Source organism: Paenibacillus sp. FSL H8-0261 (assembly GCF_045040645.1).
GTDB lineage: Bacteria > Bacillota > Bacilli > Paenibacillales > Paenibacillaceae > Paenibacillus_AQ.
In genome coordinates this window covers 3,095,919-3,119,532 of record NZ_CP150297.1, presented here as the reverse complement: position 1 = coordinate 3,119,532, position 23,614 = coordinate 3,095,919, and the positions used below count along the sequence as shown (strand labels likewise).

Genomic DNA, 23,614 nt, shown 5'->3' with positions numbered 1-23,614 from the left:
CCATACCATATTTAGGGAATTGAATCATTTCCTTCTTGAATTCGCGAAACCAATGTATGGTAATATAAGTATAATAATACAGAATCAATTACATGGAGGTGTTCGAATGCGTAAATCACCGTTGATATTGAGTATGATTTTATTATCCCTAACGTTAATTATGGGCTGTAGTTCAGAAGTGGATGATGCCACTAAAGCCGCTGAGAAGTACAAAAATGTTGAATATACCATTAAGGTTTCTGATGATTTATTTTCTGAGGAATCAATTCTAGCCCGAAATGAAGAAATGAAACCGTACTTTACTGAATACTATACCGAAAAAGCTATAGGAAGCCGAATCACAACTATCCCTTTTCAAATCGCTAATAAACAAAAGCTTTCTTTAAAACCAGATAATCTAAAGTTCACCCTTTCCGAACAAAAGAAAAAAATTGTTGAGTTAAAATATACTTGTGATCTTGTTTTGTTGGATAAGAATGACAAAGAAAGTAAACGTGTCCCTTTGGAGGGAATACTGACTATGTTTGATGTGGATGGTCAATGGTTAGTGCAAGGAGATCGTTTTGACTCGGAGGCTTTAATGAAATTGATTTATGACTAAACACCCTTCATATACCATATTATTACTGGAACATATTATCTAACAATAGTAATATTAATTTCCAGTACATAGTAATATGATAAGGAGCTAATGAGTCATGAAGCGAACTGCATGGATCATAGTAACATTACTTTTATTATTGGGGAGTATTCCAATTACTGCGTCAGCAAAAGCAGCAACTGTAAAATCATGGAAGACACTTTACTCTGAGTATATCAAGAAAACGTTAATGGATGCTACTAGAGACAGGTCTTATGACGGTGACTTCAATTATTTCACTTTAGTAGATTTGAACTTTGATGGTACTCCTGAACTTATACAGGGGTATTCTTTACGATTCATTCAGCCCATCAACATTGCTCTAACCGTCCAAAATGGAAAAGTCATTCCATTCAATTATCAAGGAAAACTGAAGGATATTTCAGAGGGTATATTTAATGTAGGTATGGGTGGATTTCTACCGCGCGATGAAAATCGTGGCCTGCATCTCTATAAGAACAAAAAAGATGGAACATTACGTTATATCGCTTTTGTAGATGGCAGCGGTTCGTACAATTCTAATTTGCAGGTTTTCGAGATTAGTTTCCAAGGAACCAAATTTAATGACAAAGAGATATTCTTGGCCGACATTCCAGATCAAGAAAAAACGGATGATTTGCCAAGCTATTATGTAAATCAAAAAGAAGTGAATAAATCCGCCTATGATAAGGCGTATAAGCAATATTTTTCAAACTTGACGTTAGTACCAAGTAAAGTTAACACTGCAAACTATACAGACCTGTTTAATAATGAAGTTAACAAATTCGTTCCAAATGGAATCGCTAATTTTATAAATCGTTATTCTTCATCCAAATAAAGCTTGTTGATTGATCCTCCTTCATTAGATAAAAAAGCAGACTGCTCACCATAGCAATCTGCTTTTTTGATTAAATTAGCTTTTTACTCATCCGATAATTAACTAACAGTACTCCTTTTTGTTCTACACTTTGTTTCATCATAAGCTGGTATCCCTGTCGTTCAAAAAAGGGTCTAGCTGTAATACTTGCTTCGGTATCCATTTCATGAAGACCAAGCTCTCTCGCCTTCATTTCAACCTTGTTCACGAGAGCAGAGGCTACGCCTTGGCCTTGGAAATCTCTGTGGACATAAAGACGATCCAAATGTCCTTCCAACGTCATATCCGAAAAGCCAACTATGTACCCGTTAATTTCGGCTACATAAGTAATATTTTGACGTAAAGAAGTGCTCCAAGCATCAAGTTTGAGGGTCTTTTCCTCTTTAGGTGCCCAAGCATCAAGCTGTTCTTGTGAATAATGTTGTTTGTTTACGAAATGAACTGTCTCATAGAACAATGAGATAAGCTGACTTATATCCGATTCTTGATAAGCTCTAATTTCCATTGTGTGTTCTCCTTGCTGGCATTGTTACAACCCCACTACATCTTTAAGCTCCAGAAGAGAACTAATCATATAGTTAGGCTTGAGGTCTTTAGGAACCTCTATATTCTGGCGATTGTAATAGCAGAAGTCAATGTCAGAATTCACAGCACCATTGTAATCATCTTGTAAAGAATCCCCAACGAACAGCACTTCATGATTGCCTAGCTGTAGATCTATTAAAGACATTTCAAAAATCCTTTTATCAGGTTTTCGGATGCCTACCTCATCAGAGATCATTATGGATTTGAATATTTCATAGATCTTACCGGCTTGCAGTCTTTTTCTTTGTGCCTCACTGATCCCATTGGTGATAATCCCCAGAGCATACTTATCTTTAAATGAAGTTAAGATCTGTTCCGCTCCTTCTTCAAAATAACAGGAATTGCAAAAATAATCCCAATAAGTATCTGACAGTTTGCTATGAAAAAGCTGCTCCTGTTTAAGGGTGTCTCTAAAAGAATACCTCAATACCTCTCCTATAGTCTTCACCTCACCACCACCCACAAAGTTCATCCAATGGCGAAAATTATGGCCTGAAAACTCTCCATAAAATAAAGACCACGCCTCAATATCTTCTACGAAGAGATTATGATCGTTACAGGTTCTTTTCATCGCTTCGATTTCACAAGTACTATAATTTATTAATGTATTATCTAGATCAAATATAATGGCCTTGTACATAATATCCTCCCCGAATAATGTTCTTATCTATCATAACATGAACATTAAAGTTTGGATAAAATTAGCAAAAGGTTTTCATCACTCTGAGGTACTCATGAACTCCACTAGATCAATTTTCTGACCTGTTTTAGCACTTTCCAGCGCTCCAAATACCATTGCCATACTATACCGATTATCTCTACAATTCGTCTCTGCTGAACGCTCTTCTGCTAGGGACAGGAACATTTCCTCCAAACATCCTTGATGGAAGGTTTTGTCCATATCAACAGCTTCTCCATTTACACGCTCAACATCACGAATAAATTTATCACTCTGATCTCCTGCTACGACTACCTCTGCATATGGCATGTCATGACCATCCCAAATCGCAGTTCCTTTTTCCCCATTCAGACGCCAAGCTGCTTCCCAAGAGGTAGAGGCACCTTCTGAACACCAAGACCCCTGATAAGTAAATACAGATCCGTCCGACATCTCAAATATACACACTGCCGACGCATTCCCCTTATACCATGATCCGGGAGGATTAAACTCCTGACAGTAAACGGAAATCGGATTGGCTCCACTAATAAATCGGGCCTGATCAAAGGTATGGATCGCCATATCCAGCAGTAGAGGGCTTTCCATGACATCACGGAACCCCCCGAAATGAGCGCCGAGGAAAAAGCTAGAACTGATGTAACCTACTCTCCCAATGGTATCAGACTCAATTAAGTTGCGCAAAGAACGAATACGAGGGTCATAACGGCGGTTCTGCATCACAGCATGGGCATTTCCGGTTCTTTCAGAGATCTCAACAATCTTAGTGCACTCTTCCATAGTCTCGGCCAGTGGCTTCTCACTAAACACATTACATCCGAGTTCTAATGCAGTGCTAGAAATGCTGTAATGGCTTCCTGGAACTGTAACGTCAAACACAAGATTAGCTTCAGTCGTCTGAATTGCTTCTTTAATGTCAGTAAACGTCAGACAAGAAATCTCATGCTTTGCCGCCATCGCTTGTGCTGACTCCAATCGTATATCTACAAGAGCAACAATCTGAGTATCTGAACGTGATAAAGCGTATTCAATCCAGGCGTTAGCCATTCCTCCGCAACCTGCAACCGCTACACGGTACTGTGCTGTCATCATTCTCCCCCTCTACGGTTACAGCGGATTAGGTACAAAGCTACCGCCCCGGCATTGTTTTAAATAATTTAAAGCATGTACTTGTCCCATCATTTCCAGCTCATCCCGATAAACAGGATCATGCCAGCCTTCAATATCAATCGTACCTTTATAACCTGCCTGACGCAAAATAGAAATAACATCAGTCCAGTTCGTATCTCCAAAGCCGGGAGTACGGTGCCATACATAAGGATTGGGGCCATGAATTCCATATTCTTTTACGATATCCCAAGCGATGGTGGCATCCTTACCATGTACATGGAAGATCTTATCTGTCCATTTACGAAGCTGCGGAATCGGATCAATTAATTGGACCATCTGATGACATGGCTCCCATTCGAGTCCTATATTATCAGCAGTCACAGCATTGAACATCTTCTCCCAAGCTAATGGATTGTGAGCAATATTCCAGTCACCTGATCCCCAGTCTCCACCCATGGAACAGTTCTCGAAGGCAATTCGCAAACCGCGATCCGCTGCTCTTTTGGACAACTCTCCAAACACCTCGCTGAACTTCGGAATAGATTCATCAATGGATACCCCTGGTAACCTTCCTGTAAAACCTGATACCATATCCGTTCCGAACAAATGAGCATGATCAATCAGTCGCTCCCAGCTCGCGATTGCATCGGAATTATCACCAGTATTCGTCAAAGGATTGCCGAAGATCCCAACAGATGAGATCACGAAGTCATGTTCTGCTGCAAGCTCTTGCACACGCTTTCCAGTTTCCACGAGATCTGTTTCCCCTGTTGTTTGCCAGAAGGTTAAGCTAAAAGATTCAAATCCATGTCCTACAATTTGTGGAATCACTCTTACAGCGTCGCCGCCGCCTACTAATGTTCCAATTCGCATTGTATCCTTCATCTTGTGACCACTCCAATATTGGTTTATAGTATGTGCTATAACCCGAGTATATACTGCTTCTGAGCTTAAAACTCTTATTATCTTGTGTTTATATAGTCGTATCTTGTGGGAGTTGAGTGATTTATGAGTTACCCTAATGATCTTAAAGAATATCCTCAATTAGAAGAAAAAACGTATCCATTCCGATTATTTTTTAATGAATGCAAGAACGCAAAGATCGGTCAGAATATCCTGTATTTACACTGGCACGAGCATTTCGAAATCATCATTATGCAAGAAGGCAGCGCCATTTTTCACATAGACAGCAAGCCCTATGAACTGCATGCCGGAGAGGTATTGTTTGTTCCCTCTGGAGGATTGCATGTTGGGTACAGTCTGCGGGATGATCATGTTCGTTTTATCTCTGTCGTATTCCATAGTTCTTTGTTTAAGGATTGGAAGCAGGATCCTCAGCATGAGCAGTTTGTAATCCCTTATTTAGAGAATCGTTATCAGCTGCCGGTCAAACCTGCAGAGCTTGTTCCAACCTGCTCCACATATTTTTCTCTTCTGGATACCATCGTTGATGAAGTACTGCAGAAGGGACCTGCTTTTCAACTGGTCATCAAGAATCAACTGCATTTACTCTTTGTGCTGCTCTCTCGCACCTTTCTACCTGAACAAGTATCCGGTAGAACGAATGAGAGGCACTCCTTTAATCGCGAACGTTTTAAGCCACTACTAGAGTATATGGAGAACCATTTCGATGACAAAATGACCGTAGAAAGCGCCGCAAGATCCGTAAATCTAAATCCATATCATTTCTGCAAAACCTTTAAGAAGCTAACAGGTCGAACCTTCATCGATTATGTTAATCTTTGCCGAGTAAATGAAGCAGAGCGATTGCTGCTCGAGACCAATTTTACAGTGACTGAGATTGCAGGTAGAGTCGGCTGCGACAATCCCAATTATTTTACCAAGCTGTACAAGCAGTACAAAGGGATCACCCCTTCAGGGGTTCGAAAATAGGCGATTCTCTCTATTCACGAAAAATAGCACCGTTTGCCTCTCCCAAACGGTGCTGGCTATTGGATTATTCCGTAGCATTAAGCTGTAACCTCCGCACACTTGCAAGCGCGGGAAAAGATTCATCCACCATACCGGTACTCCATAGCTCAACCTGCTGGCCAACCTTCAAATCCTTAAAGCTAATCGATTCTCCAGCTTCATTAAACATTGTTGACTTCTGATTGAATGAGAACCAGTAAGAGGGATCTTCCATGCCAGGTTCAAGGATGAGAATCCGCTTCGCCTGTTTGGTATCGATATCTACGATTTGACCTATTACATGTGGTTCGCCTAGCTCTGAAATGTCGTAGGTCAACATATCCGGAGCGATCCATTTTTCTATCTCAAGTATGGCCGTGTCAGCATAATCAGATGGAATTGTGATCGTTACTTTATTACCAATCGTGTCAACACCGGAACCGTATAGATTAAGCTTCTGATAGAGTTCTTGTTTATGCAAAAGCTCTTGTGCAGCTAATAACTCTTGCATCGAATATTTAACATCATGGAGCTCATAAGTACCTGCCGCGAAAGTCTGAGCAAACCGCTGCTCAATCTGCGAATTCAAACCCACTATATTGATATGAATCTTATTATCCTGTAGATAGATATCTCCGTTAGGAATCTTCTGAGCGGATAGGAAAGCTTTAATCGCTTCAGGATCACTGGAGTAAAGTACTTTTTCAGCTTTAGGATCTTCTATTCCAGCGCTCGCAGTAGGCAAGATATCTGGAGTTGCAGTAATTGCAGCAGCTGGAGCCGGCTCCTTATTCGATTGTTGATCTTCTGAACAACCAATTATGAAAAGAATAACAACTGAAATCCATATCCAGCCACCAAGCCTCTTACGCATCCTTGTCACTCCCTCACTCTTTATCTTCTCAAACGGAGATTGGAAGTGATAGGTTGCAGATTCAGAATGAATTCTCTAATCTAATGTGTAAGGAGCGAGTCCAATCGGAAGAGCTTCAGGACGGGTGCAGGTACTCTTCATTTCGTAGAATGAATGAGCATCTGAAGAATCATGGAATGCCCACATCGCTTCTAGTACATGATAAGCCAATTCTCCACTGGCACGGTGCTTTCTTCCCGTCCGAATGGCATAAGCCATATCCGCTGGACCAATTCCGCGCGTATTTTGATCATATCCAGATAACAGCGTTTGCTCTGTCCATTCATTCTCACCCATGAGCCGGAATTTCACCGGACCACCAAAGTTATTAGGATCCGGCACTTGAATCGTTCCAAGTGTTCCGTAGATTTCTATATGTGGCAGGTTACTGCCGCCAAAGATATCAAAACTTGTAATTAGCGTTGCAATGGCTCCATTCTCAAATCTTAATGTTCCGGCAACGTGAGTTGGAATTTGAACAGGAATTTTATTACCCGATTTCTTCTCACTTGTAATCGTGCGTTCGACTAGCGCTTTACCAGTCATCCCGCTAACCGTACGAATTGGACCCAATAACTGCACCAATGCTGTCAAATAGTATGGTCCCATATCGAACATTGGACCTCCACCAGCGGCATAATAGAATTCTGGATCTGGATGCCAATGCTCATGTCCACGCCCCATCATAAATGAAGTAGCTGCAATGGGTTCGCCAATTACCCCCTCCTCGATCAGTTTCAATACGGTTTGGATGCCCGATCCAAAGAATGTTTCCGGTGCGCTGCCTACTAGTACGCCCTTTTCTCGAGCCGCTGACAGAACTTGGCGTCCTTCTTCTCTCGTCACAGCAAGTGGCTTCTCAACATACACATGTTTACCCGCTTCGATAGCTTTCAGGCATACATCCGCATGAACAGCTGGAATCGTCAGGTTGATAACGATCTCTATCTCCGGATCATTCAGTAATTGCTCTGTGGTGTAAACGCTTGGAATATTGTATTTATCGGCTTGTTCCTTCGCTCTCTCCAAGTCCAAGTCCGCACATGCAACTAGATCAAGAATCTCGAACTTCTGACAGTTCTCCATATATATGCTACTGATTTTACCGCATCCGATAATTCCTACTTTGACTTTATCCATTCGTTGATCGCTCCCAGAGATTATTGACTGTCTGCCATTCCGCTATAGCTACTACTAACCGCTGAAATTTGGGATTGTGCGCGAACTTTACCCTCGGCAGCCCATAGCAGTCCTCTGCGCATCATTTCCTTTACCTGTGGCATAGCTACAATATCGGCATGATGTCCGAGTGAATTATAATACACTCTGCCATGACCCCACCGTTTGGTCCAAGCTACTGGCATATCCACGGCTTTGTTGAAAGAATGTGGGCCTTCAACAACTGGAAAACGAGTCGTTGCAAGTACTTCTACAGCTGGATCTACATGCAGATAATATTGCTCTGAACAAACGGTGAAGTCTTCTAATCCTTCTACGAGAGGACTTGAGCTTTGGCAAATCTCTACGGTGTAGTTCACACCATCATTGCCGGGATGAGCTACCCATTGCCCCCCGGTCATAAACTGCCAATCCACATTATTTCGGAAAGAATCACACATCCCGCCATGGCAACCCGCAAGACCCGTTCCGTTCTGAACAGCTGCCGAGACATTATTCACAAGATTCTGTTCGATTGTCCCCATCGTCCATACCGGAACGATCAAATCTAGTTCAAGAAGCTTCTCCGCATCGGTAAAAGCCTCAAGTGTATTCGATACCTCAACTTCAAATTGTTCCTCTTGCAGTACTTTAGCGAATATATCAGCTACCTGTTCAGGCTCATGACCATCCCAACCGCCCCATACTATCAATGCTTTTCTCATCTTCAGCACTCCTTCTAATAGAGGTTGTTCAAACACGCATTTTTGTTGATTACATCTCAGAGATATCGACCCACCGGCGCTGTTCAATAGAGCGTTCTACCGCTTCTAACACAGCTTGGCATTTCACTCCATCATGGAAATTAGGTACAGGCTGACGTCCTTCTTCAATCGCGTTAGAAAGCTCCAACATTTCGTGAATAAACGTATGTTCAAAACCAATCGTATGACCCGGCGGCCACCAAGCCTCCGCATATTCATGAGCTGGGTCCGTTGCTAGCACACGCCGAAAGCCCTGAACATCCTCTGTATCTGAGGTTAAATAAACCTCGAGTTCATTCATTCGCTCGAAATCAAATTTCACACTTCCAAGGCTTCCGTTGATCTCAAAAGAATTGGTAGAGCGATGACCTGCTGCGAATCTTGTAGCTTCAAAACTACCTAAGGCACCGTTATCAAAACGGGCTAAAAACAATGTGGCATCATCTACAGTTACCTTGCCCTTAGGAGCATCCTTATCCCCTTTGGCACTTAATCCGGTCATTTCAGCAGCAAGTGGACGTTCTTTAATGAAGGTCTCACTCATACCGATTACTTCCTTCACATCACCTACTAAGAAATGTGCCAGATCAATGAGATGCGCACCCAAGTCACCATGTGAGCCTGAACCCGCAATCTCCTTCTGCAATCTCCACACTAACGGGAACTCCGGATCAATAATCCAGTCTTGTAGAAACCAAGCCCGAAAATGATAGATCTTCCCAAGCCGCCCGCTCTCTACTAGCTTCTTAGCAAGTCTAACCGCCGGTGAAAAGCGATAATTAAAACCAACCATATGTGTAACCCCTGCATCTTCAGCGGCTTGCAGCATTTCACGGGAATCCGCCAAGGTCAGTGCGAGTGGTTTTTCACAAAAAATATGTTTACCAGCTTTGGCTGCTGCCAGAGCAATCTCCTTATGTGCATTACTAGGGGCATTTATATCAATAAGATCGACATCCTCACGAGCGATTAGATCTTTCCAATCCGTAACACAATCCGACCATCCTAATTGAGTGCCAGCCTCTGCAAGCGCTTCAGCATTCCGTCCACAAATCACAGACATCTCAGGTTTAAGCGCTTTCGGGAAAAACATTGGCAAACTGCGATAAGCATTACTGTGCGCCTTACCCATAAATTTATAACCGATCATTCCAATGCGAAGCTGTTTCATCTTATTCCTCCTCAGATTTCTTAGATTTAGATGAAGCTCGTATTACTAGTTCAGTCGGTAAGTTAATCTGGATAACTTGGGAGGGGGTTGATATTTCTGAGCGACTATTCCCCTGTAATTCTAATACCTTAGATACAGCAATTTCTCCTAGCTCATAAAAGGGAACACGCACACTGCTTAAGGCTGGTGTAGTAAGCTCAGCAGCATCTGAATCATCATAACCCACCATGGCTGGGATGCGATCTCTTGGGATGCCTAGTTCCTGTAGGCCTTGCTGCAATCCAATGGCCATTCGATCATTGGCCGCTACAATGGCATCAATCTCATTCAGCAGAGGCAACATCTTCTTGGCAGCAATAGCACCGCTTTTACGACTGAAGTTACCTTCGAATAGAAGTGATTCATCTAAAGGAAGGTTAGACTCCTCCAAAGCGCGCAAATAACCAGTTAAACGATCTCGACTGTTCGAATAAGATGCTGGCCCGTTTAGAAAGGCAATCCTCGTAAAGCCCTGATCCAGTAAGTGCCTGACCGCTTGCCAGCTTCCTTCGACATGATCAGCATCCACCTCGTGAAAAGCCTCTCCTTCAAAATGCTGATTAATCAGGCAAAACGGATGACCTTCCTCCTTCAAACGTCGAAGTGAGGCTAGCTCACCTGGATCCTCTTTGGCACCGAGTACAATACAAGCATCAATCTTCCGCATCTTAAACAATTCGTTATAGTCCACTCTCTCTTCGGCATTTCGAAACAGCATTAACAGATCATAACCCTCTTCTCGCGCCTTACTCCCAATTCCACTTAATATTTCTGAAAAATAATAAGTGGAGAACAAGCGTGCATTTGGCAAATAAGGCATTACTACACCAAGGTGCCCACTTCTTCTACGAGCAAAGCTCTGCGCGAGTGAACTAGGGGTATATCCCAGCTTGAGCGCAGCTGCCAACACACGTTCCTTCGTCTCTTCCTTGAGCGGGCCTACGTTGTTTAACACGCGAGAGACTGTGGCTTCTGACACTCCGGCAAGCTCGGCAACCTCTTTACGGCTGGCGATAGAAATCCCTCCTACGAAAGCGCATTCAATAAATGTACGCGCGTACATTCTCTCATGAACAAAGTCCCTCGTCAACCCTTATTTTGGATATTCATTCATAATAAAACCCCTGAATTAATCAGGGGTTTTGCTCATTCTAAACGGTGTATTCTTAGGGTTCAGGGATGCCCCATCAACCACGCTTGTACATGCTTTAGGAACTTTTTAGTGGCGGGAGAGGCGTATTTCATAGAATGTACAGCGATTCCAAGTGATCTGAAACTACGTTCTTCCAATTCAAGCATCGTTACATTATAATTCTGACGGGTTAATACAAGCTCTGGCAAAATACTAATTCCGAGTCCCTTCTCCACCATGGCCATAATGGCATAATCATCACCTGCTGAGAACTTAATATTCGGTTTGATGCCCGCCTTATCCAGTACACGCCTAACATCATAATCTGAACCTGCCTTCGGGATGATGAAATCCTCTTTAGCAATTTGGGATAAGGAGAGAAAAGGTTCTGCACTAAGCGGATTTTCTTTGGATACGATTCCTAACATCCGGTCCTTTTTTAAGGGAATCACTTCGAACTTCTCACGCGTAGGCAGAGAAATAAAACCACAGTCAACGACTCCAGCCTCGATCCATTGCTCTACCTCTAAGTAACCACCTTCCATCAACCTGATTTCGATATAGGGGTATTCACTGCGAAATTGCTTAATCATTCCTGGCAGCCAATGCACGGATACACTGGTGAATGTACCGATGGTAATGGTCCCGACCTCTAGCCCATGTATATCTGCTACTTCCTGCTTCAATTTTTCATTCCACTTCAGAATTTCACGGATAGGCTGTAGTACTTGCTCCCCGTTTACCGTCAATTTAACGCCAGATCTATTTCTAATTAATAACGTGAAACCAAACTCCATCTCCAAGCTACTAATCGTGTGGCTAATTCCAGATTGCGTAAAGCCCAGCACATCTGCTGCTTTTGTTAAGCTACCTAGCTCTACAACTTTTAGAAAAATCTCATACTTATTGATGCTCAACCTCTATCCCTCACCTTTTTAAATTACATAAGTTTTACTCATGTATCCTATGATAAACATTCAGTTACCTTATGTATAGAGCCGTATTATACTAAATTGAGTTGAAAATGAAGAAGGATGGATGACGAGATGAAACCGCTCAAAGCTGAGCTGATGCTGTTAGTTGTAACATTATTTTGGGGTTCCTCCTACATATTTATGAAAATGGGGTTAGGCACGTTAGGCGAATTCAATCTGATTGCACTCCGCTTCGGACTTGCTTTTATATTAGCCACAGTGATCTTCCACAAACGTTTAAGAAAAATTGACATCAAAACATTGAAATATGGTGCTCTACTCGGATTCTTACTCCTCGGCGTGTTCACATGTATAACGTTCGGACTGAAGACCACGACAACCTCCAACGCTGGATTTTTAGTAGCCTTGACGGTCATATTTGTACCGATAATAGATCGTATACTTTTCAAAAAAAGAGTTGCACCTCCGCAAGTCTTTGGCTCCGTACTCGCTATAGCTGGCATTGGACTTCTTACATTAAATGCTACCTTAAAAATTGGACCAGGTGACTTCCTCTGTATTCTTTCGGCGGTGTTCTATGCGGTACAGATCTTATTTACAGGCAAGGCTGTAAAAGAGTGTGATTCACTGAATATTGGAATCTTACAGTTGGGTTTTGCCGGAGGGTTTGCTTTAGTGTTATCTGTTTTGTTCGAGACACCTACGCTTCCTTCGACCTTACCAGCATGGATAGCGATCCTCGCACTTGGGATTCTCTGTAGTGCCTGTGGCTTCATCCTACAACCCATTGCTCAAAAATATACTTCACCTACACGCACCGGACTGATCTTCTCCCTTGAGCCGGTATTCGCCGCGTTGTTTGGCTATTGGTTCGCCGCTGAAAAGCTATCGATACAAGGATATGCTGGTGCAGCCCTTGTTCTACTGGGGATTATAGCCTCGGAGCTACTTGGTAAAGTTACATTCAGCCCTAGGTGGGCTCAGAAGAAACCAGAACATCTATAGGATGATTTTCTCATACAAAAAAGGCGTCGTTAGCTATACAAGCTGAACGATGCCTTTTTTTATTATCTAAGATTATCGTATAAATTAATGTCCCATCATCATTGCTGCATCTGCTTTCTGACTCTCTTCGGAGGAGGAATCATTCGAGGAAAGCTTTGGTTTGCGCAGGATAATACTCATAAGTACACCGACTACAGCTATACAACCAGATAGAAAAAATACATCATCAAAACCTAGAACTGCTGCCGATAAAGGATTACTTCCTGCTTTCAATGCTCCCATATGCACAGTAATTTGACTTGTCAGATAACCCGTCAAGCCTGCTACGGCAAAGGCCACAACCACCTGCTGTGCCGCTGCTGTAAGCGATGTGACCCGGCTCACCAATTCACGCGGTGCGGCATTTAGAACATGTGTATTGAGTGGCATCATCGCTATACCCATCCCAAATCCTAATAAAGCAAGATACATCATAATGGTGTTTAGACTTGTAGTCATCGAAATCCCAGACAGTAGGAATAGGGTAACTGTAATGATGCTCAGACCCACAAAAGCCAGCGGTCGTGCCCCTATCTTATCAAACAATTTACCACCAAGCGGCATGCCGATTACACAAGCTAAAGCTTGCGGAAGCAGAATCAGCCCCGTCTCTAGTGGTGTATAAGCCCGAATCTGCTGTAAGTATAGCGGCACGAACAGCATGGAACCAAACAATGCGGCTTGCATGACCCATGTTAAAATAATGCCGCGGGTGAAATCTGAGGAGCGAAAGACGCGCAGATCCAGCAAAGGCTGTTTATGCCGCAGCTCAACGATTATAAATAGAATCAGTGCAACGCCCCCAACAGATAATCCAAGGATTGCTGGAGTCGATGACCAACTATTCGACCCACCTTCATTTACTCCATAAGCTAGCATGGAAAACGCAATCGGTGCCAGTATAATGCCAAGTATGTCGAGGTTGCCTTTACCGATCTTCTCCGTCTTGGGCAAATACTTAACACCAAGAATAATACCAACAATCCCAATCGGCACGTTAATCAGGAAGATCCAATGCCAGCTAACATATTCAACAAGCCATCCGGACAATATTGGGCCAAGTGCAGGTGCAAGCAGCATGGGAATCCCAAGCATGCCCATAATCGATCCTCTTCGTTCTGCTGGAGCTAACTTAAACACCATAGCCATCCCAATAGGAGCTACCATCCCCCCACCAAGTCCTTGGATCACACGAAAAATAACAAGCTGCGAAGAAGTTTGAGCCACAGAACATAACATGGAGCCAAGAATGAACAACGTGAGCGTCACCAGAAACACTTGTTTAGAACCGAAGCGATCTGTCATCCAGCCTGCGAGCGGTATTACAGCAGCTAAAGCTAACGTGTAACCTGTAATCGCCCACTGAATCGTTTTTAAATCTGAAGAAAAATAGTCCACCAGTTTGGGTATAGCCACATTCACGACGGTTCCATCCAGAATAACCATAATCATCCCGACGATAATAGCAAGAAGCGGGGGGAGGATCGCTCTTAGCGAGAAGGGCCGTTCTTCTGTCGGGCTACTCTGAGTAATTGATTTTGTCATCCAGTACTCCACTCTTTTCTCTAATTTAGTTAAATGCTTTAACAATTATTTCAAATTTTAATTTACCTTCGATGAATGTGAAAGTCAACAAATAAAACCCTTTTTTACAATAAAAACACATTGCATTTACATTCATCTCAGAATATTTATTGAAACACAAAAAAGGCTATGCATGGTCCCAAGAAGAAATTTCTTCTTAAGGGACGCACACATAGCCTGTTGTTCTAAACCTAAATCTTTATTATTCTTAAGATTAAATGGAAGGAAGGTTTCCTTTTAATTCAACAATCTTACCAGACTTATTGAGAACAAACTCAAGGGACGCATCCGTTACAGCAAAGCCAAGTACACATTGTATTGACATTTGATCTTCTTTTTGAATACTTTCAGTAGACTTTATCCCATGGTAAGTACCAGCTCGTGCAGTAAAATCAGCCCAATATTTCTGTAAACCCGTAGTGGAAAGCGAACGTTTCATTTCATCACTAAAGAATCGATTCTCTAACTCTTGAAATTGCCCAGTGCTCAGCAGTCCCGCTATCACACTTGCTGTAACCTCGGGCGCATAAACTTCCACTAGATTAGCTTCAGCATTATAAGAGGTTACCAGTCCTACACTAGTGAAAAAAGAGAGCGGAACATATAAGTGTTCCTTCCTAAACACAACATTATCCTTAAAGTCTCTTTTCTCTTTATCATTAATGGTAATATAGTCGTTTCCTACTTTATATTCAATCTTTTGTTTGACTCCGTTTAATGTAATGGTGTCCGTACTTTTTTGATAAGTGGTTTGATATTTCAAGACGCTTGATGCCTCTCTAAGGGGTAGCATGACCGTAGAACCGTTTGGATACGCTGAATATTGATCTGATTTCAGAACCTGACCATTCAAAACCACCTTTACTTCACTAGCATCTGCCCAAGCCGTAGAAGAGGTAGTTCCTCCAAATCCATTTACCAATAACAGTACACTTAACACTACAACAACCGCGATTTTGTTCATCCGTTCGAAACCTCCCTTTTTTTGACTATTAGTATTATGTGCGTTTCCAGCATCTGCTAATCCTAATGGTAGTAAAGCTCAACAAAAAAAGTGAATCGCTTCTTACATGGACATTCAAGTTCTAGGTTATTCCACCTTGAAGTCAAAATATTGTTTAGGATAAGGTTCCTTGATCAGCGTAAAATGCCACCATTCTTTACTGTAAGGTTTAAATCCCTGTTTTACCATCGCCTCTTTGAGGATCGCCCGATTTGCTTTCTGAGTCTTGTTGATTGAGGACGTATCGTAATAGGAGATGTCTCCGAAAAAATCAAAAGGGCTTCCCATATCAACTTCAGCTCCCGTTTCTTTATTTACGATCGTTAAATCGACGGTGCTACCTCTGGAATGGCCTGATTTTTTAGCTATAAAACCAAGTTTAAATAGATTACGTTTATCCAGTCGCGGATAATATTGCTGTTTCATTTTAGTATCTACGGCATTCTGTGACCATCTTACAAAATGATTCACCGCCGTCTGCGGACGATAAGCATCATAAATTTTAAGAATATACCCTTTGTCCGCTAAATCCTCACTTACAGCCTTCAAAGCTGTTGCCGCTGTCCGCGAGATTATCGCTAAAGGCGCCTTGTAGCCATCAATCCGCTTCCCCACAAAATTATTATCTCCGTAATATCGAATCTCATATTGTGCCGTTGGAATCACTTCATCCAGATAGACAAAACCTTGCGGTAAATGGTTCTTCTTCTCCATTTTCATTTGCTGCAGCACAGAGTCTGTTGAAGAGCCGACATAAGCAGCATCAGCACTACCTATAAACATACTGTTTGTCCACAACAACAGCACGACTGCGAAAACAGCGATTCTTATTCCTTTTGATCCTATTCTCAATTAATCCAGCCTCTTCTCAGATGTTGTCTTTACATACTCTAATAATTACGAGTTTACGGTTTCAACTAGAAATTTTTCTATTACAGGAGTGAATTTATTATTCGTAGAATTAAGTAATTGTAGTAGCTTTTCTAAAATCGAAAGAATTCTAGTATCAACTTTGCTATTTTTCAGTGCATTCTCATACGCCTTTTTTACTTCTGGTTTGATAACTTGCTCATCATAGTCATATGCAGGTGTATTACTTGTTCCATACAATAAGCGGGACGTTGCAATGAGAAGTTCTTTTTGAAGAGCGGTTGAACGGTTAGAAGCAGGATATTTCGTCACAAAATCCTCTATTGCAAGCGCTCTATTCGTTAACTCGGTCCAACTGATTACTATCGCTGCATCAGATACACTCGGTTGATTAGATTCGGTGGCCATGATGTCAATATAAGCTGCGAGGTCCTTCGTAATATACGGCTTAAAGATCTTAAATCCCTCATAATGCATTACCGGATAGTACATGCCCTCACTGGTCTCCAGCTTATATCCCTTATCCCGGCCTTCAATTAACACATTGCGTACGTTGGCATCTTTGATCGTATTAAGGAGTGAGGTATAGGTTAGATTTTTGCTTTTGGAAAAAGCACTGTTTATCTCATTCTGCATCTTGTCCGGAAAAACCTTTTCTGAGTATACAGATAAATGTGCCTTCTGTGCATTCTCGAGCTGAAGTGTCATCTGAGTCGCTGTCCAGGTATCCACTTCTTTGATATGGTTAATTAAATAATTACGTGCGTTAGCAAGAGATGTCGGCTTCTGTACATACTGCTGGAATTGATTATAAACGCCTGCAGATTCCGTTGCCGTTGCGGCAGATACTGGCTCTATACCCAAAGTACTGAATCCTGTCACTGAACCAAGGGCTATAGCAATACTTAACAAGCCGGATTTTTTCCAGTTCAATAGATGACCTCCCTTTTGCCATATATGTAATTGTACTTAATATTTAGACATACGGGAATAACCTGAAACTAATTGGTTCATAGTACCCATTCCAAACAATCCTCAAGGAACAAGTGATTTATGATTTCGATAAAGTTACCTGTATCAAATTAATATATATTGACACAATATATATCTAACCGATATATTATAAGCGTGATATACAAATATTTCTAAACAACAAGGAGGTTCTATTTTGAACAGTCAGGATGTTATTTTAGGCATGCTTATGAAAGAATCGAAGACTGGTTACGAAATAAAACAGTTATTGGAGGATGTATTCTCTAATTTCTATAGTTCTAGTTATGGAACGATTTATCCTACACTTGCTCGCATGGAAAAGGAGGGTTTGATAACTAAGGAAAATGTGCAGCAGGCAGGTAAGCCTAATAAGAATCTTTTAAACATCACGGATAAAGGAAGAGATAGTTTTAACGCCTATTTGCTAGCCCCACTAGAGGCTGACAGTATTAAGAAATCTGATTTTATGATGAGGCTATACTTTGGTGAATTTGTTGGGTATGACAAGGTGATTCTTTGGTTGAAGCAAGTACAGGAGGAATCACAACATAAGTTAGATCAATTACTTGAGCAGTATTCACTTTATAAAGATACAATGCATCCAGCACAGATCATCTGTATCCAAATTGGCATAGAAGAATATAAAGCAAAACTCAGAATCATTGCCGAAGGGTTGTCAAACATGGAGCAACTAATGCTTACAAAGTAAGTTTTGTACGAACCAACTGAAGAGGTAACGCTCAAAAAACTTTAGGAGGAATTGTTAATGAAAACAATTTTTATAACGGGTGCTTCGTCTGGCATTGGTAGAACTACAGCAAAGCATTTTGCTGAAAGAGGATGGAACGTCGTAGCCACGATGCGTTCACCTGAACAAGAAAGTGAACTTATTACACTTGATAATGTATTGGTTTTACAGCTTGATGTTGAGAAATCAGACACAATTCAACCTGCGTTAGCGGAAGCGATTAAGCGGTTCGGTAAAATTGACGTTCTTCTCAATAATGCTGGTTATGGAACAATGGGTCTTATAGAAGTAGCTACAGATGAGCAGATCAGAAGACAGTTTGAAGTGAACGTGTTTGGCCTTATCAGTATGACTAAAGCCATATTGCCGCATTTTAGATCTAATCAAGATGGTTTGCTAATCAATATCTCTTCTATGGGTGGAAAAGTAACCTTTCCTACAATGTCTCTGTATCATTCAACGAAATTTGCCGTAGAAGGTTTTTCTGAATCCGTATCTTATGAATTAGCATCACAGAACATTAAAGTTAAGTTAATTGAACCAGGTGCTATTCAGACGGACTTTGGTGGAAGATCGATGGAGTTCTTTTTTAATGATGCATTAACTGATTATAAACCCTTTACTACTGCTTTTTTGGGTAAATTGGGTGAGATGGAAAAACAACCTACCTATGCTTCGCCTCCAGAAATTGTTGCGGAAACAATATATCAAGCCGCCACAGATGGGACAAGTCAGTTCCGGTACATTGTTGGAGAAGATGCAAAAATGCTCATTCATATGAAAGAAAATACAGATGATGCAGAGTATCTGACTAATATAGCCCAGCATTTTTCTTAAAAAGAAGTTAGGTGGCGGACGCTTCTCGGTATTCTACCGGGGAGAGGTCCCTCTTTCTTGTTATGATTAAAAAAATCCCCTCCGATTAACAGTGGTATGTTCATATGTACATGAACCTTCTCCACTATCTACCGTAAGGGGATTTTACAAGCTTAATGATTAATGCATTGGTGTATTCATTTTATGATTAACGACTACTCTTTTCACGAAGAACGCAAGAATTAGACCTACAATCGCCATACTCATTCCGAAAATAAATGCATTTTGTACACCTTGCGTGAATGCAGGCAACATATTAGCTGGATCGGCAGGATCGGCCACAGTCTTCAAATAACTCTTAGAACCTGCGGACATAATGCTGACAGCTAATGCAGTACCGATCGCACCAGCAACTTGCTGCAATGTATTCATGATCGCTGTACCATCTGGATATAATTCTAACGGCAGCTGGTTAATTCCGTTGGTTTGTGCAGGCATAAATACCATCGACACACCAATCATAAGCGTACTGTGAAGTACGATTACGAATACGACCGTAGAAGCTACAGTAATACTGGAGAAGAACCATAAAGCTGTAGCTGCAATAATTAGACCCGGAATAACGAGCCATTTGGGACCGTATTTGTCGAACAGACGACCCATGATTGGGGACATCAATCCGTTAATAATCCCCCCTGGAAGTAGCAGCAAGCCTGCCTTGAACGCTGTATACCCTTGACCCTGTTGAAGATACATTGGAAGAATCAACATGGATGACAGGATAACCATCATACAAATAAATACCATAGCCACACCAATAGAGAACATTGGATATTTAAAAGCTCGCAGATTAATCATAGGCTGCTTCATCTTCATTTGGCGCAAACCAAACAATAAGAGTGATACCACACCTACTACGATAGCAATGATTACTTTTGGACTTCCCCAACCAGCTTCTTCACCGGCGCTACTGAAACCAAACACGATTCCACCAAACCCGATTGATGATAACACTATGGAGAGGATGTCGATCTTCGGCTTCGTAACCTTCGTTACATTCTGCATGAAGAGGATCCCGAATATCAATGCGATCACCAGGAATGGCAGTGACAGCCAGAAGATCCAGTGCCAGCTAAGGCTTTCAATTAGAAGACCGGCAATAGTAGGACCGATCGCTGGTGCTACCATGATAACCAACCCTATCATCCCCATCGCGGCACCCCGTTTTTCAGGAGCAATGATTATAAGGATCGTATTGAACATAAGTGGTAAAAGAAGCGCTGTACCCATTGCTTGTACCACACGCGCTGTTAATAGGAACTCAAAACTAGGTGATACTGCAGCTAAAAACGTTCCAAGTATTGAAAAACATAATGCAGCAACAAACAACTGTCTAGTCGAGAACCACTGAAGCAGCATACCCGAAATCGGTACTAGAATTCCCAGTGTAAGCAGATAAGCCGTCGTCAACCATTGTGCTGTTGCTGGAGTAATTTGAAGGACATTCATAAGATCACTTAAAGCTACATTCAGTGCGGTTTCACTGAACATTCCGATAAATCCTGCAAGTAGTAAAGAGACTAGAATCGGAATGGTTTTAAACTTCTTTACTTCCTTTTGTTGCTTTCCTTGCATAGTTGCTTCCACTCTTAATCCCCCTGATGTTCTTATCTATTGTCTATCTCTAACCAAGTATTGCTGGGATAATCTTCGCCGCCGCGAGAAGCGGCTGTTCATCCCGTAAAGTCAGCGTCTGAAGAAGCGCTCCTTCAAATAATGAGACTATTGCTGAAGCCTTATCGGCTGCAGTGTTGCTCTCCACACCTTCTTCCAGAAGGCGTTTCTTGATCACATCCTGCAAGTCTATAAACACAGATTTACATGCAGTCCGCAGCTCCTCACTAATACAAGAGGTCTCCGCCGCTAACCAAAAACTAAATGGAACAATCCCCTCAAATGAAGATTCCACTGCATCCATAGCCATGCCTAGAATAAAATCCTCCATTGCTTCAGCTGCACTATTGCTGCTCTCCATATGACAGTTCAGTTTCTGAGCGACTGTTAGACTAGTCCGGTTAATGCATGTTAAAGCCAGCTCTTCTTTACCGTGGGGGAAGTAATAATAAAGAGATCCCTTCGGTGAATCGCTGTCTTTAATAATCTGATTTAGTCCTGTTGCATGATATCCCTGAGAAAAAAATAATTTCGAAGCGGTGTCCAGAATCGCCTCACGCGTATTCGGCTTGTTCGACAAGCTGACACTTCCTTTGCATTATAACAATTGGTCTACATAATAAAACCATATTTTTAAGAGATATGTCAACATATAAATTACTTAAATTCAAAGTAATCTACTTCCCATTCCCTCAACCTCAGCGTATACTATAATTATTCCAATGAGAAAGGTGTGAATAAGATGCAAGACGTGCCCAAAGGAATTCCACGACCATTAGTAAAGACTAATCAGGCGTTTATCGTCATTTCTGTAATATTGACATGGCTAACAGGACAGCACTGGATTCTTGCGCTGCCCTTGTTTGCCGGATTGCTCGGACTTTTGTTCGGCTATAATCCCATTATTAAACTGGCTGCTAAGTTTCTGACAAAAGAACGTTCGCACTATGTACACGAAGACTGGTCACAGCAACAGTTTAACCAAACGATTGCTGTCTTCTGCCTCACAGGTGGTCTGATCAGCTTCATCGCGGGGTGGACGATTGCTGCCTATATTTTCACAGCGCTAGTTGCAGTGGCAGCCACTGTTGCGATACTTGGTTTTTGCATCGGATGTTTTATCCATTATCAGTGGAGAATGTACAATTACAGACGTAAACAGAGCAGCACACATTAAATCTTAATCTTTCTCTTCTCCAACAACATCCCAGCGATGGCGAAATTTTAGTAGCCTTGGATGAAGTGATGAAGGTGCAGATGGCAACAATAAGCGGATTTTTACAATCCACTCTTCAAAAGAGGAGTAAGACGCAAACTGATTTGCCACCTCAGGTGTTAAATACAGAAAAATCGGCGAAGGATAGATTTCTGCAAGATGCCGAAGCGCGGAATCAAGCGGAGTATATTTCTTTCGCTTTCCTTCCAAACTCTCAACCGTGATGAAGCTAAGTCCTTGCTCCCTCTTCCATTCATGCAGCCGGTCCTCACGCTTATAATAAGCGCTCACCGGCTCTTTGGTCATCCGTCTCACCGTTTCTTCATGAAGCGGATATAGCACTAGCTTAGTGAAACGCCGATCGGTGGCCGTTTTTGCCGCGATTACAAGCTCCTGATCTGTTATATGTTCAAAAGAATCGTAAAACACTAACGTCCCTTTACGTTGTTCAACCGGTGGCTCATAGCCGTAGGGAACATGCTGAATGTCTCTTTTCAATGAAATCCCTCCTGCTTGTTCTATTTATAAATCATATCATGTGACAATAGCAGGGCTATCATTCTTATCTTGCAGCTTAAGCAGTTCTCAATACCCATACACCTCAAACAATTTCTGCTCTATCCCAAGCTAATTTAAATTCCGCTACACTCTGATACCGCTGCTCACGCTCCAGGCTAACCGCCCGTAAAGCAATATCGTAGTGCGCTTGGCTCGCTTCCCATTTTGCAAAAGACCGGTCGGAGGCTCCTCCTAAAAGAACAAATGCTGTTGCGCCCATATTGAATACATTGGTAACTTCATCAATCGGTGCACCCAAGATAAACTCTTCCGGTGACTTAAATCTCGATGAGCCCCAGAAGTTCTCTCCCAGGTCATTTACAGTTGGCTTAGCTCTATAAAAATCAATATCACAAATCCTTGTTTCATCGTTCACGAAATTATAAAGAATACTTCCATCGTAAAAATCGACAGCGACATAACCCTGCAACTCAACATGTTCATGAAATGCAAAGATTACGTCTAAGGACGCTAAACGTTTTTCAATAGATAGTTGCCTATAGCGGTAAAAAGGCGATTCCGGATGGTTCAACTTAGCTTCTCCTGCAAACAGCCAATGCGAATGTAAACATTCCCCTTCAAACCATTCAAACACCGCTGCATATCCCACTCCAACTTCAAAATGTGACACCAGATAGATCAGCGCTTCAGATTCAAGCTCATTATACAACGGAATAGCTTTAATCAGATTATCAACAGCATCCGAGGGGTTTCCATCGTAAGTCAAAGGCTTTGCACCAGCAAATTTCACAAAATACTTCTGACCTTCCTTCTCCACACCAAAAGAAAGATTTCCCGAATCCTGCTGATCGAACACTTTGAACACCCTACCAAGTTTAGATAACCAAGCAAAATCACAAGGCTCTTGCAATTGAAAAGTTACTGCATCGATTTCGTATGTAAAATATTTTTCGCTCAAATGTACCTCCACATTTACTAACCTAAGTTAGCTCTATTTTCATAAAGATTCCAGCGATGATTGTTTCATGAGGACCTGATCTTTTGACAATTTCATACGGCTTAAACCCTAACCTGGAGTATAATAACATCCCTTTAGTATTCACATTATGACAAACTAGATGTAACTCTTGAAGCTGTAAGTCCTTTTTAGCAGCAGCAAGCATGGTACGAATCAAATACTCCGCGGCTCCCTTACCTCTATAATCGGGTGAAACAATAACATTTCATAGCCAGTACAAATCTTGTTCTTGTCATATT

26 protein-coding genes are annotated in these 23,614 nt (G+C 41.8%); 7 read left to right on the top strand and 19 right to left on the bottom strand.

Features of this window, described 5'->3' with window-relative positions; all coding sequences use genetic code 11:
- Window positions 1-106: 106 nt before the first annotated feature.
- Together MHI27_RS13870 and MHI27_RS13865 are read left to right on the top strand one after the other, a co-directional pair.
- Complete coding sequence (locus tag MHI27_RS13870; RefSeq protein WP_405176508.1) at window positions 107-601, top strand: hypothetical protein; 495 nt, start codon at window positions 107-109, stop codon at window positions 599-601.
- A gap of 97 nt (window positions 602-698) precedes the next feature.
- Window positions 699-1,457 (top strand): hypothetical protein, encoded by a 759-nt coding sequence (locus tag MHI27_RS13865; protein ID WP_405176507.1) that lies wholly within the window; start codon window positions 699-701, stop codon window positions 1,455-1,457.
- A gap of 70 nt (window positions 1,458-1,527) precedes the next feature.
- Here MHI27_RS13865 and MHI27_RS13860 read toward each other — a convergent pair whose 3' ends face one another.
- The 4 genes from MHI27_RS13860 to MHI27_RS13845 all read right to left on the bottom strand — a co-directional run bounded on the left by MHI27_RS13860 (window position 1,528) and on the right by MHI27_RS13845 (window position 4,752).
- Complete coding sequence (locus MHI27_RS13860; protein ID WP_405176506.1) at window positions 1,528-2,001, bottom strand: GNAT family N-acetyltransferase; 474 nt, start codon at window positions 1,999-2,001, stop codon at window positions 1,528-1,530.
- 24 nt (window positions 2,002-2,025) lie between these two features.
- On the bottom strand, window positions 2,026-2,721 hold the full coding sequence (locus MHI27_RS13855; protein ID WP_405176505.1) for an HAD family hydrolase: 696 nt from the start codon (window positions 2,719-2,721) through the stop codon (window positions 2,026-2,028).
- A 78-nt stretch (window positions 2,722-2,799) separates the two neighbouring features.
- On the bottom strand, window positions 2,800-3,846 hold the full coding sequence (locus MHI27_RS13850) for a Gfo/Idh/MocA family protein (protein WP_405176736.1): 1,047 nt from the start codon (window positions 3,844-3,846) through the stop codon (window positions 2,800-2,802).
- Window positions 3,847-3,864: 18 nt separating this feature from the next.
- Window positions 3,865-4,752 (bottom strand): sugar phosphate isomerase/epimerase family protein, encoded by an 888-nt coding sequence (locus MHI27_RS13845; RefSeq protein ID WP_405176504.1) that lies wholly within the window; start codon window positions 4,750-4,752, stop codon window positions 3,865-3,867.
- A 123-nt stretch (window positions 4,753-4,875) separates the two neighbouring features.
- Between MHI27_RS13845 and MHI27_RS13840 the strand changes: the two genes are divergently transcribed.
- Window positions 4,876-5,760: an AraC family transcriptional regulator gene (locus MHI27_RS13840; RefSeq protein ID WP_042187825.1), complete on the top strand. Its 885-nt coding sequence runs from the start codon at window positions 4,876-4,878 to the stop codon at window positions 5,758-5,760.
- Between the two features lie 64 nt (window positions 5,761-5,824).
- On the opposite strand, the gene MHI27_RS13835 is transcribed toward MHI27_RS13840, so the two are convergent.
- From MHI27_RS13835 to MHI27_RS13810, 6 genes are all read right to left on the bottom strand, one after another.
- Entirely contained in the window at window positions 5,825-6,652 is an 828-nt protein-coding gene (locus MHI27_RS13835) for a hypothetical protein (RefSeq protein WP_405176503.1), read from the bottom strand.
- A 75-nt stretch (window positions 6,653-6,727) separates the two neighbouring features.
- A complete protein-coding gene (locus MHI27_RS13830) occupies window positions 6,728-7,831 on the bottom strand; it encodes a Gfo/Idh/MocA family protein (protein WP_405176502.1) in 1,104 nt (367 codons plus the stop codon).
- Between the two features lie 20 nt (window positions 7,832-7,851).
- Complete coding sequence (locus MHI27_RS13825) at window positions 7,852-8,574, bottom strand: ThuA domain-containing protein (protein WP_405176501.1); 723 nt, start codon at window positions 8,572-8,574, stop codon at window positions 7,852-7,854.
- A 49-nt stretch (window positions 8,575-8,623) separates the two neighbouring features.
- A complete protein-coding gene (locus MHI27_RS13820) occupies window positions 8,624-9,784 on the bottom strand; it encodes a Gfo/Idh/MocA family oxidoreductase (protein ID WP_339247782.1) in 1,161 nt (386 codons plus the stop codon).
- A gap of 1 nt (window position 9,785) precedes the next feature.
- Window positions 9,786-10,886, bottom strand: coding sequence for a LacI family DNA-binding transcriptional regulator (locus MHI27_RS13815; protein WP_405176500.1), 1,101 nt, complete (start codon window positions 10,884-10,886; stop codon window positions 9,786-9,788).
- 110 nt (window positions 10,887-10,996) lie between these two features.
- Window positions 10,997-11,872 (bottom strand): LysR family transcriptional regulator, encoded by an 876-nt coding sequence (locus MHI27_RS13810; protein ID WP_042187813.1) that lies wholly within the window; start codon window positions 11,870-11,872, stop codon window positions 10,997-10,999.
- A 129-nt stretch (window positions 11,873-12,001) separates the two neighbouring features.
- Between MHI27_RS13810 and MHI27_RS13805 the strand changes: the two genes are divergently transcribed.
- Window positions 12,002-12,895 (top strand): DMT family transporter, encoded by an 894-nt coding sequence (locus MHI27_RS13805; protein ID WP_405176499.1) that lies wholly within the window; start codon window positions 12,002-12,004, stop codon window positions 12,893-12,895.
- Window positions 12,896-12,979: 84 nt separating this feature from the next.
- Here MHI27_RS13805 and MHI27_RS13800 read toward each other — a convergent pair whose 3' ends face one another.
- The 4 genes from MHI27_RS13800 to MHI27_RS13785 form a co-directional block, all read right to left on the bottom strand.
- Window positions 12,980-14,479 (bottom strand): DHA2 family efflux MFS transporter permease subunit, encoded by a 1,500-nt coding sequence (locus MHI27_RS13800; protein ID WP_042187809.1) that lies wholly within the window; start codon window positions 14,477-14,479, stop codon window positions 12,980-12,982.
- A 253-nt stretch (window positions 14,480-14,732) separates the two neighbouring features.
- Window positions 14,733-15,482: a stalk domain-containing protein gene (locus MHI27_RS13795; protein WP_076286390.1), complete on the bottom strand. Its 750-nt coding sequence runs from the start codon at window positions 15,480-15,482 to the stop codon at window positions 14,733-14,735.
- Window positions 15,483-15,608: 126 nt separating this feature from the next.
- The gene (locus tag MHI27_RS13790) at window positions 15,609-16,373 is read right to left on the bottom strand and encodes a M15 family metallopeptidase (RefSeq protein ID WP_341128032.1); all 765 of its coding nucleotides are present in this window, start codon (window positions 16,371-16,373) and stop codon (window positions 15,609-15,611) included.
- A gap of 45 nt (window positions 16,374-16,418) precedes the next feature.
- Window positions 16,419-17,324, bottom strand: coding sequence for a hypothetical protein (locus MHI27_RS13785; RefSeq protein WP_405176498.1), 906 nt, complete (start codon window positions 17,322-17,324; stop codon window positions 16,419-16,421).
- Window positions 17,325-17,559: 235 nt separating this feature from the next.
- Between MHI27_RS13785 and MHI27_RS13780 the strand changes: the two genes are divergently transcribed.
- Both MHI27_RS13780 and MHI27_RS13775 read left to right on the top strand, forming a co-directional pair.
- Window positions 17,560-18,093 (top strand): PadR family transcriptional regulator, encoded by a 534-nt coding sequence (locus tag MHI27_RS13780; RefSeq protein WP_405176497.1) that lies wholly within the window; start codon window positions 17,560-17,562, stop codon window positions 18,091-18,093.
- Between the two features lie 57 nt (window positions 18,094-18,150).
- Complete coding sequence (locus MHI27_RS13775) at window positions 18,151-18,969, top strand: SDR family oxidoreductase (RefSeq protein WP_076286394.1); 819 nt, start codon at window positions 18,151-18,153, stop codon at window positions 18,967-18,969.
- A gap of 159 nt (window positions 18,970-19,128) precedes the next feature.
- Here MHI27_RS13775 and MHI27_RS13770 read toward each other — a convergent pair whose 3' ends face one another.
- Both MHI27_RS13770 and MHI27_RS13765 read right to left on the bottom strand, forming a co-directional pair.
- The gene (locus MHI27_RS13770) at window positions 19,129-20,583 is read right to left on the bottom strand and encodes a DHA2 family efflux MFS transporter permease subunit (RefSeq protein WP_042193817.1); all 1,455 of its coding nucleotides are present in this window, start codon (window positions 20,581-20,583) and stop codon (window positions 19,129-19,131) included.
- Between the two features lie 49 nt (window positions 20,584-20,632).
- Window positions 20,633-21,202, bottom strand: a complete 570-nt coding sequence (locus MHI27_RS13765; protein ID WP_405176496.1) for a TetR/AcrR family transcriptional regulator — start codon at window positions 21,200-21,202, stop codon at window positions 20,633-20,635.
- A gap of 162 nt (window positions 21,203-21,364) precedes the next feature.
- On the opposite strand from MHI27_RS13765, the gene MHI27_RS13760 reads away from it, so the two are divergent.
- Entirely contained in the window at window positions 21,365-21,799 is a 435-nt protein-coding gene (locus MHI27_RS13760; protein WP_405176735.1) for a DUF4395 domain-containing protein, read from the top strand.
- 3 nt (window positions 21,800-21,802) lie between these two features.
- Here the strand turns inward: MHI27_RS13760 and MHI27_RS13755 are convergent, their stop codons facing one another.
- The 3 genes from MHI27_RS13755 to MHI27_RS13745 form a co-directional block, all read right to left on the bottom strand.
- Entirely contained in the window at window positions 21,803-22,336 is a 534-nt protein-coding gene (locus MHI27_RS13755; RefSeq protein ID WP_042187799.1) for a hypothetical protein, read from the bottom strand.
- Window positions 22,337-22,439: 103 nt separating this feature from the next.
- Window positions 22,440-23,315, bottom strand: coding sequence for a serine/threonine protein kinase (locus MHI27_RS13750; RefSeq protein WP_405176495.1), 876 nt, complete (start codon window positions 23,313-23,315; stop codon window positions 22,440-22,442).
- A 22-nt stretch (window positions 23,316-23,337) separates the two neighbouring features.
- Window positions 23,338-23,574 (bottom strand): GNAT family N-acetyltransferase, encoded by a 237-nt coding sequence (locus tag MHI27_RS13745; protein WP_405176734.1) that lies wholly within the window; start codon window positions 23,572-23,574, stop codon window positions 23,338-23,340.
- Window positions 23,575-23,614: the final 40 nt, after the last annotated feature.

Coding starts and splice junctions, on each gene's coding strand:
- MHI27_RS13870 (WP_405176508.1), top strand. CDS start 107: ATGCGTAAATCACCGTTGATATTGAGTATGATTTTATTATCCCTAACG.
- MHI27_RS13865 (WP_405176507.1), top strand. CDS start 699: ATGAAGCGAACTGCATGGATCATAGTAACATTACTTTTATTATTGGGG.
- MHI27_RS13860 (WP_405176506.1), bottom strand. CDS start 2,001: ATGGAAATTAGAGCTTATCAAGAATCGGATATAAGTCAGCTTATCTCA.
- MHI27_RS13855 (WP_405176505.1), bottom strand. CDS start 2,721: ATGTACAAGGCCATTATATTTGATCTAGATAATACATTAATAAATTAT.
- MHI27_RS13850 (WP_405176736.1), bottom strand. CDS start 3,846: ATGACAGCACAGTACCGTGTAGCGGTTGCAGGTTGCGGAGGAATGGCT.
- MHI27_RS13845 (WP_405176504.1), bottom strand. CDS start 4,752: ATGAAGGATACAATGCGAATTGGAACATTAGTAGGCGGCGGCGACGCT.
- MHI27_RS13840 (WP_042187825.1), top strand. CDS start 4,876: ATGAGTTACCCTAATGATCTTAAAGAATATCCTCAATTAGAAGAAAAA.
- MHI27_RS13835 (WP_405176503.1), bottom strand. CDS start 6,652: ATGCGTAAGAGGCTTGGTGGCTGGATATGGATTTCAGTTGTTATTCTT.
- MHI27_RS13830 (WP_405176502.1), bottom strand. CDS start 7,831: ATGGATAAAGTCAAAGTAGGAATTATCGGATGCGGTAAAATCAGTAGC.
- MHI27_RS13825 (WP_405176501.1), bottom strand. CDS start 8,574: ATGAGAAAAGCATTGATAGTATGGGGCGGTTGGGATGGTCATGAGCCT.
- MHI27_RS13820 (WP_339247782.1), bottom strand. CDS start 9,784: ATGAAACAGCTTCGCATTGGAATGATCGGTTATAAATTTATGGGTAAG.
- MHI27_RS13815 (WP_405176500.1), bottom strand. CDS start 10,886: ATGTACGCGCGTACATTTATTGAATGCGCTTTCGTAGGAGGGATTTCT.
- MHI27_RS13805 (WP_405176499.1), top strand. CDS start 12,002: ATGAAACCGCTCAAAGCTGAGCTGATGCTGTTAGTTGTAACATTATTT.
- MHI27_RS13800 (WP_042187809.1), bottom strand. CDS start 14,479: ATGACAAAATCAATTACTCAGAGTAGCCCGACAGAAGAACGGCCCTTC.
- MHI27_RS13795 (WP_076286390.1), bottom strand. CDS start 15,482: ATGAACAAAATCGCGGTTGTTGTAGTGTTAAGTGTACTGTTATTGGTA.
- MHI27_RS13775 (WP_076286394.1), top strand. CDS start 18,151: ATGAAAACAATTTTTATAACGGGTGCTTCGTCTGGCATTGGTAGAACT.
- MHI27_RS13770 (WP_042193817.1), bottom strand. CDS start 20,583: ATGCAAGGAAAGCAACAAAAGGAAGTAAAGAAGTTTAAAACCATTCCG.
- MHI27_RS13760 (WP_405176735.1), top strand. CDS start 21,365: ATGCAAGACGTGCCCAAAGGAATTCCACGACCATTAGTAAAGACTAAT.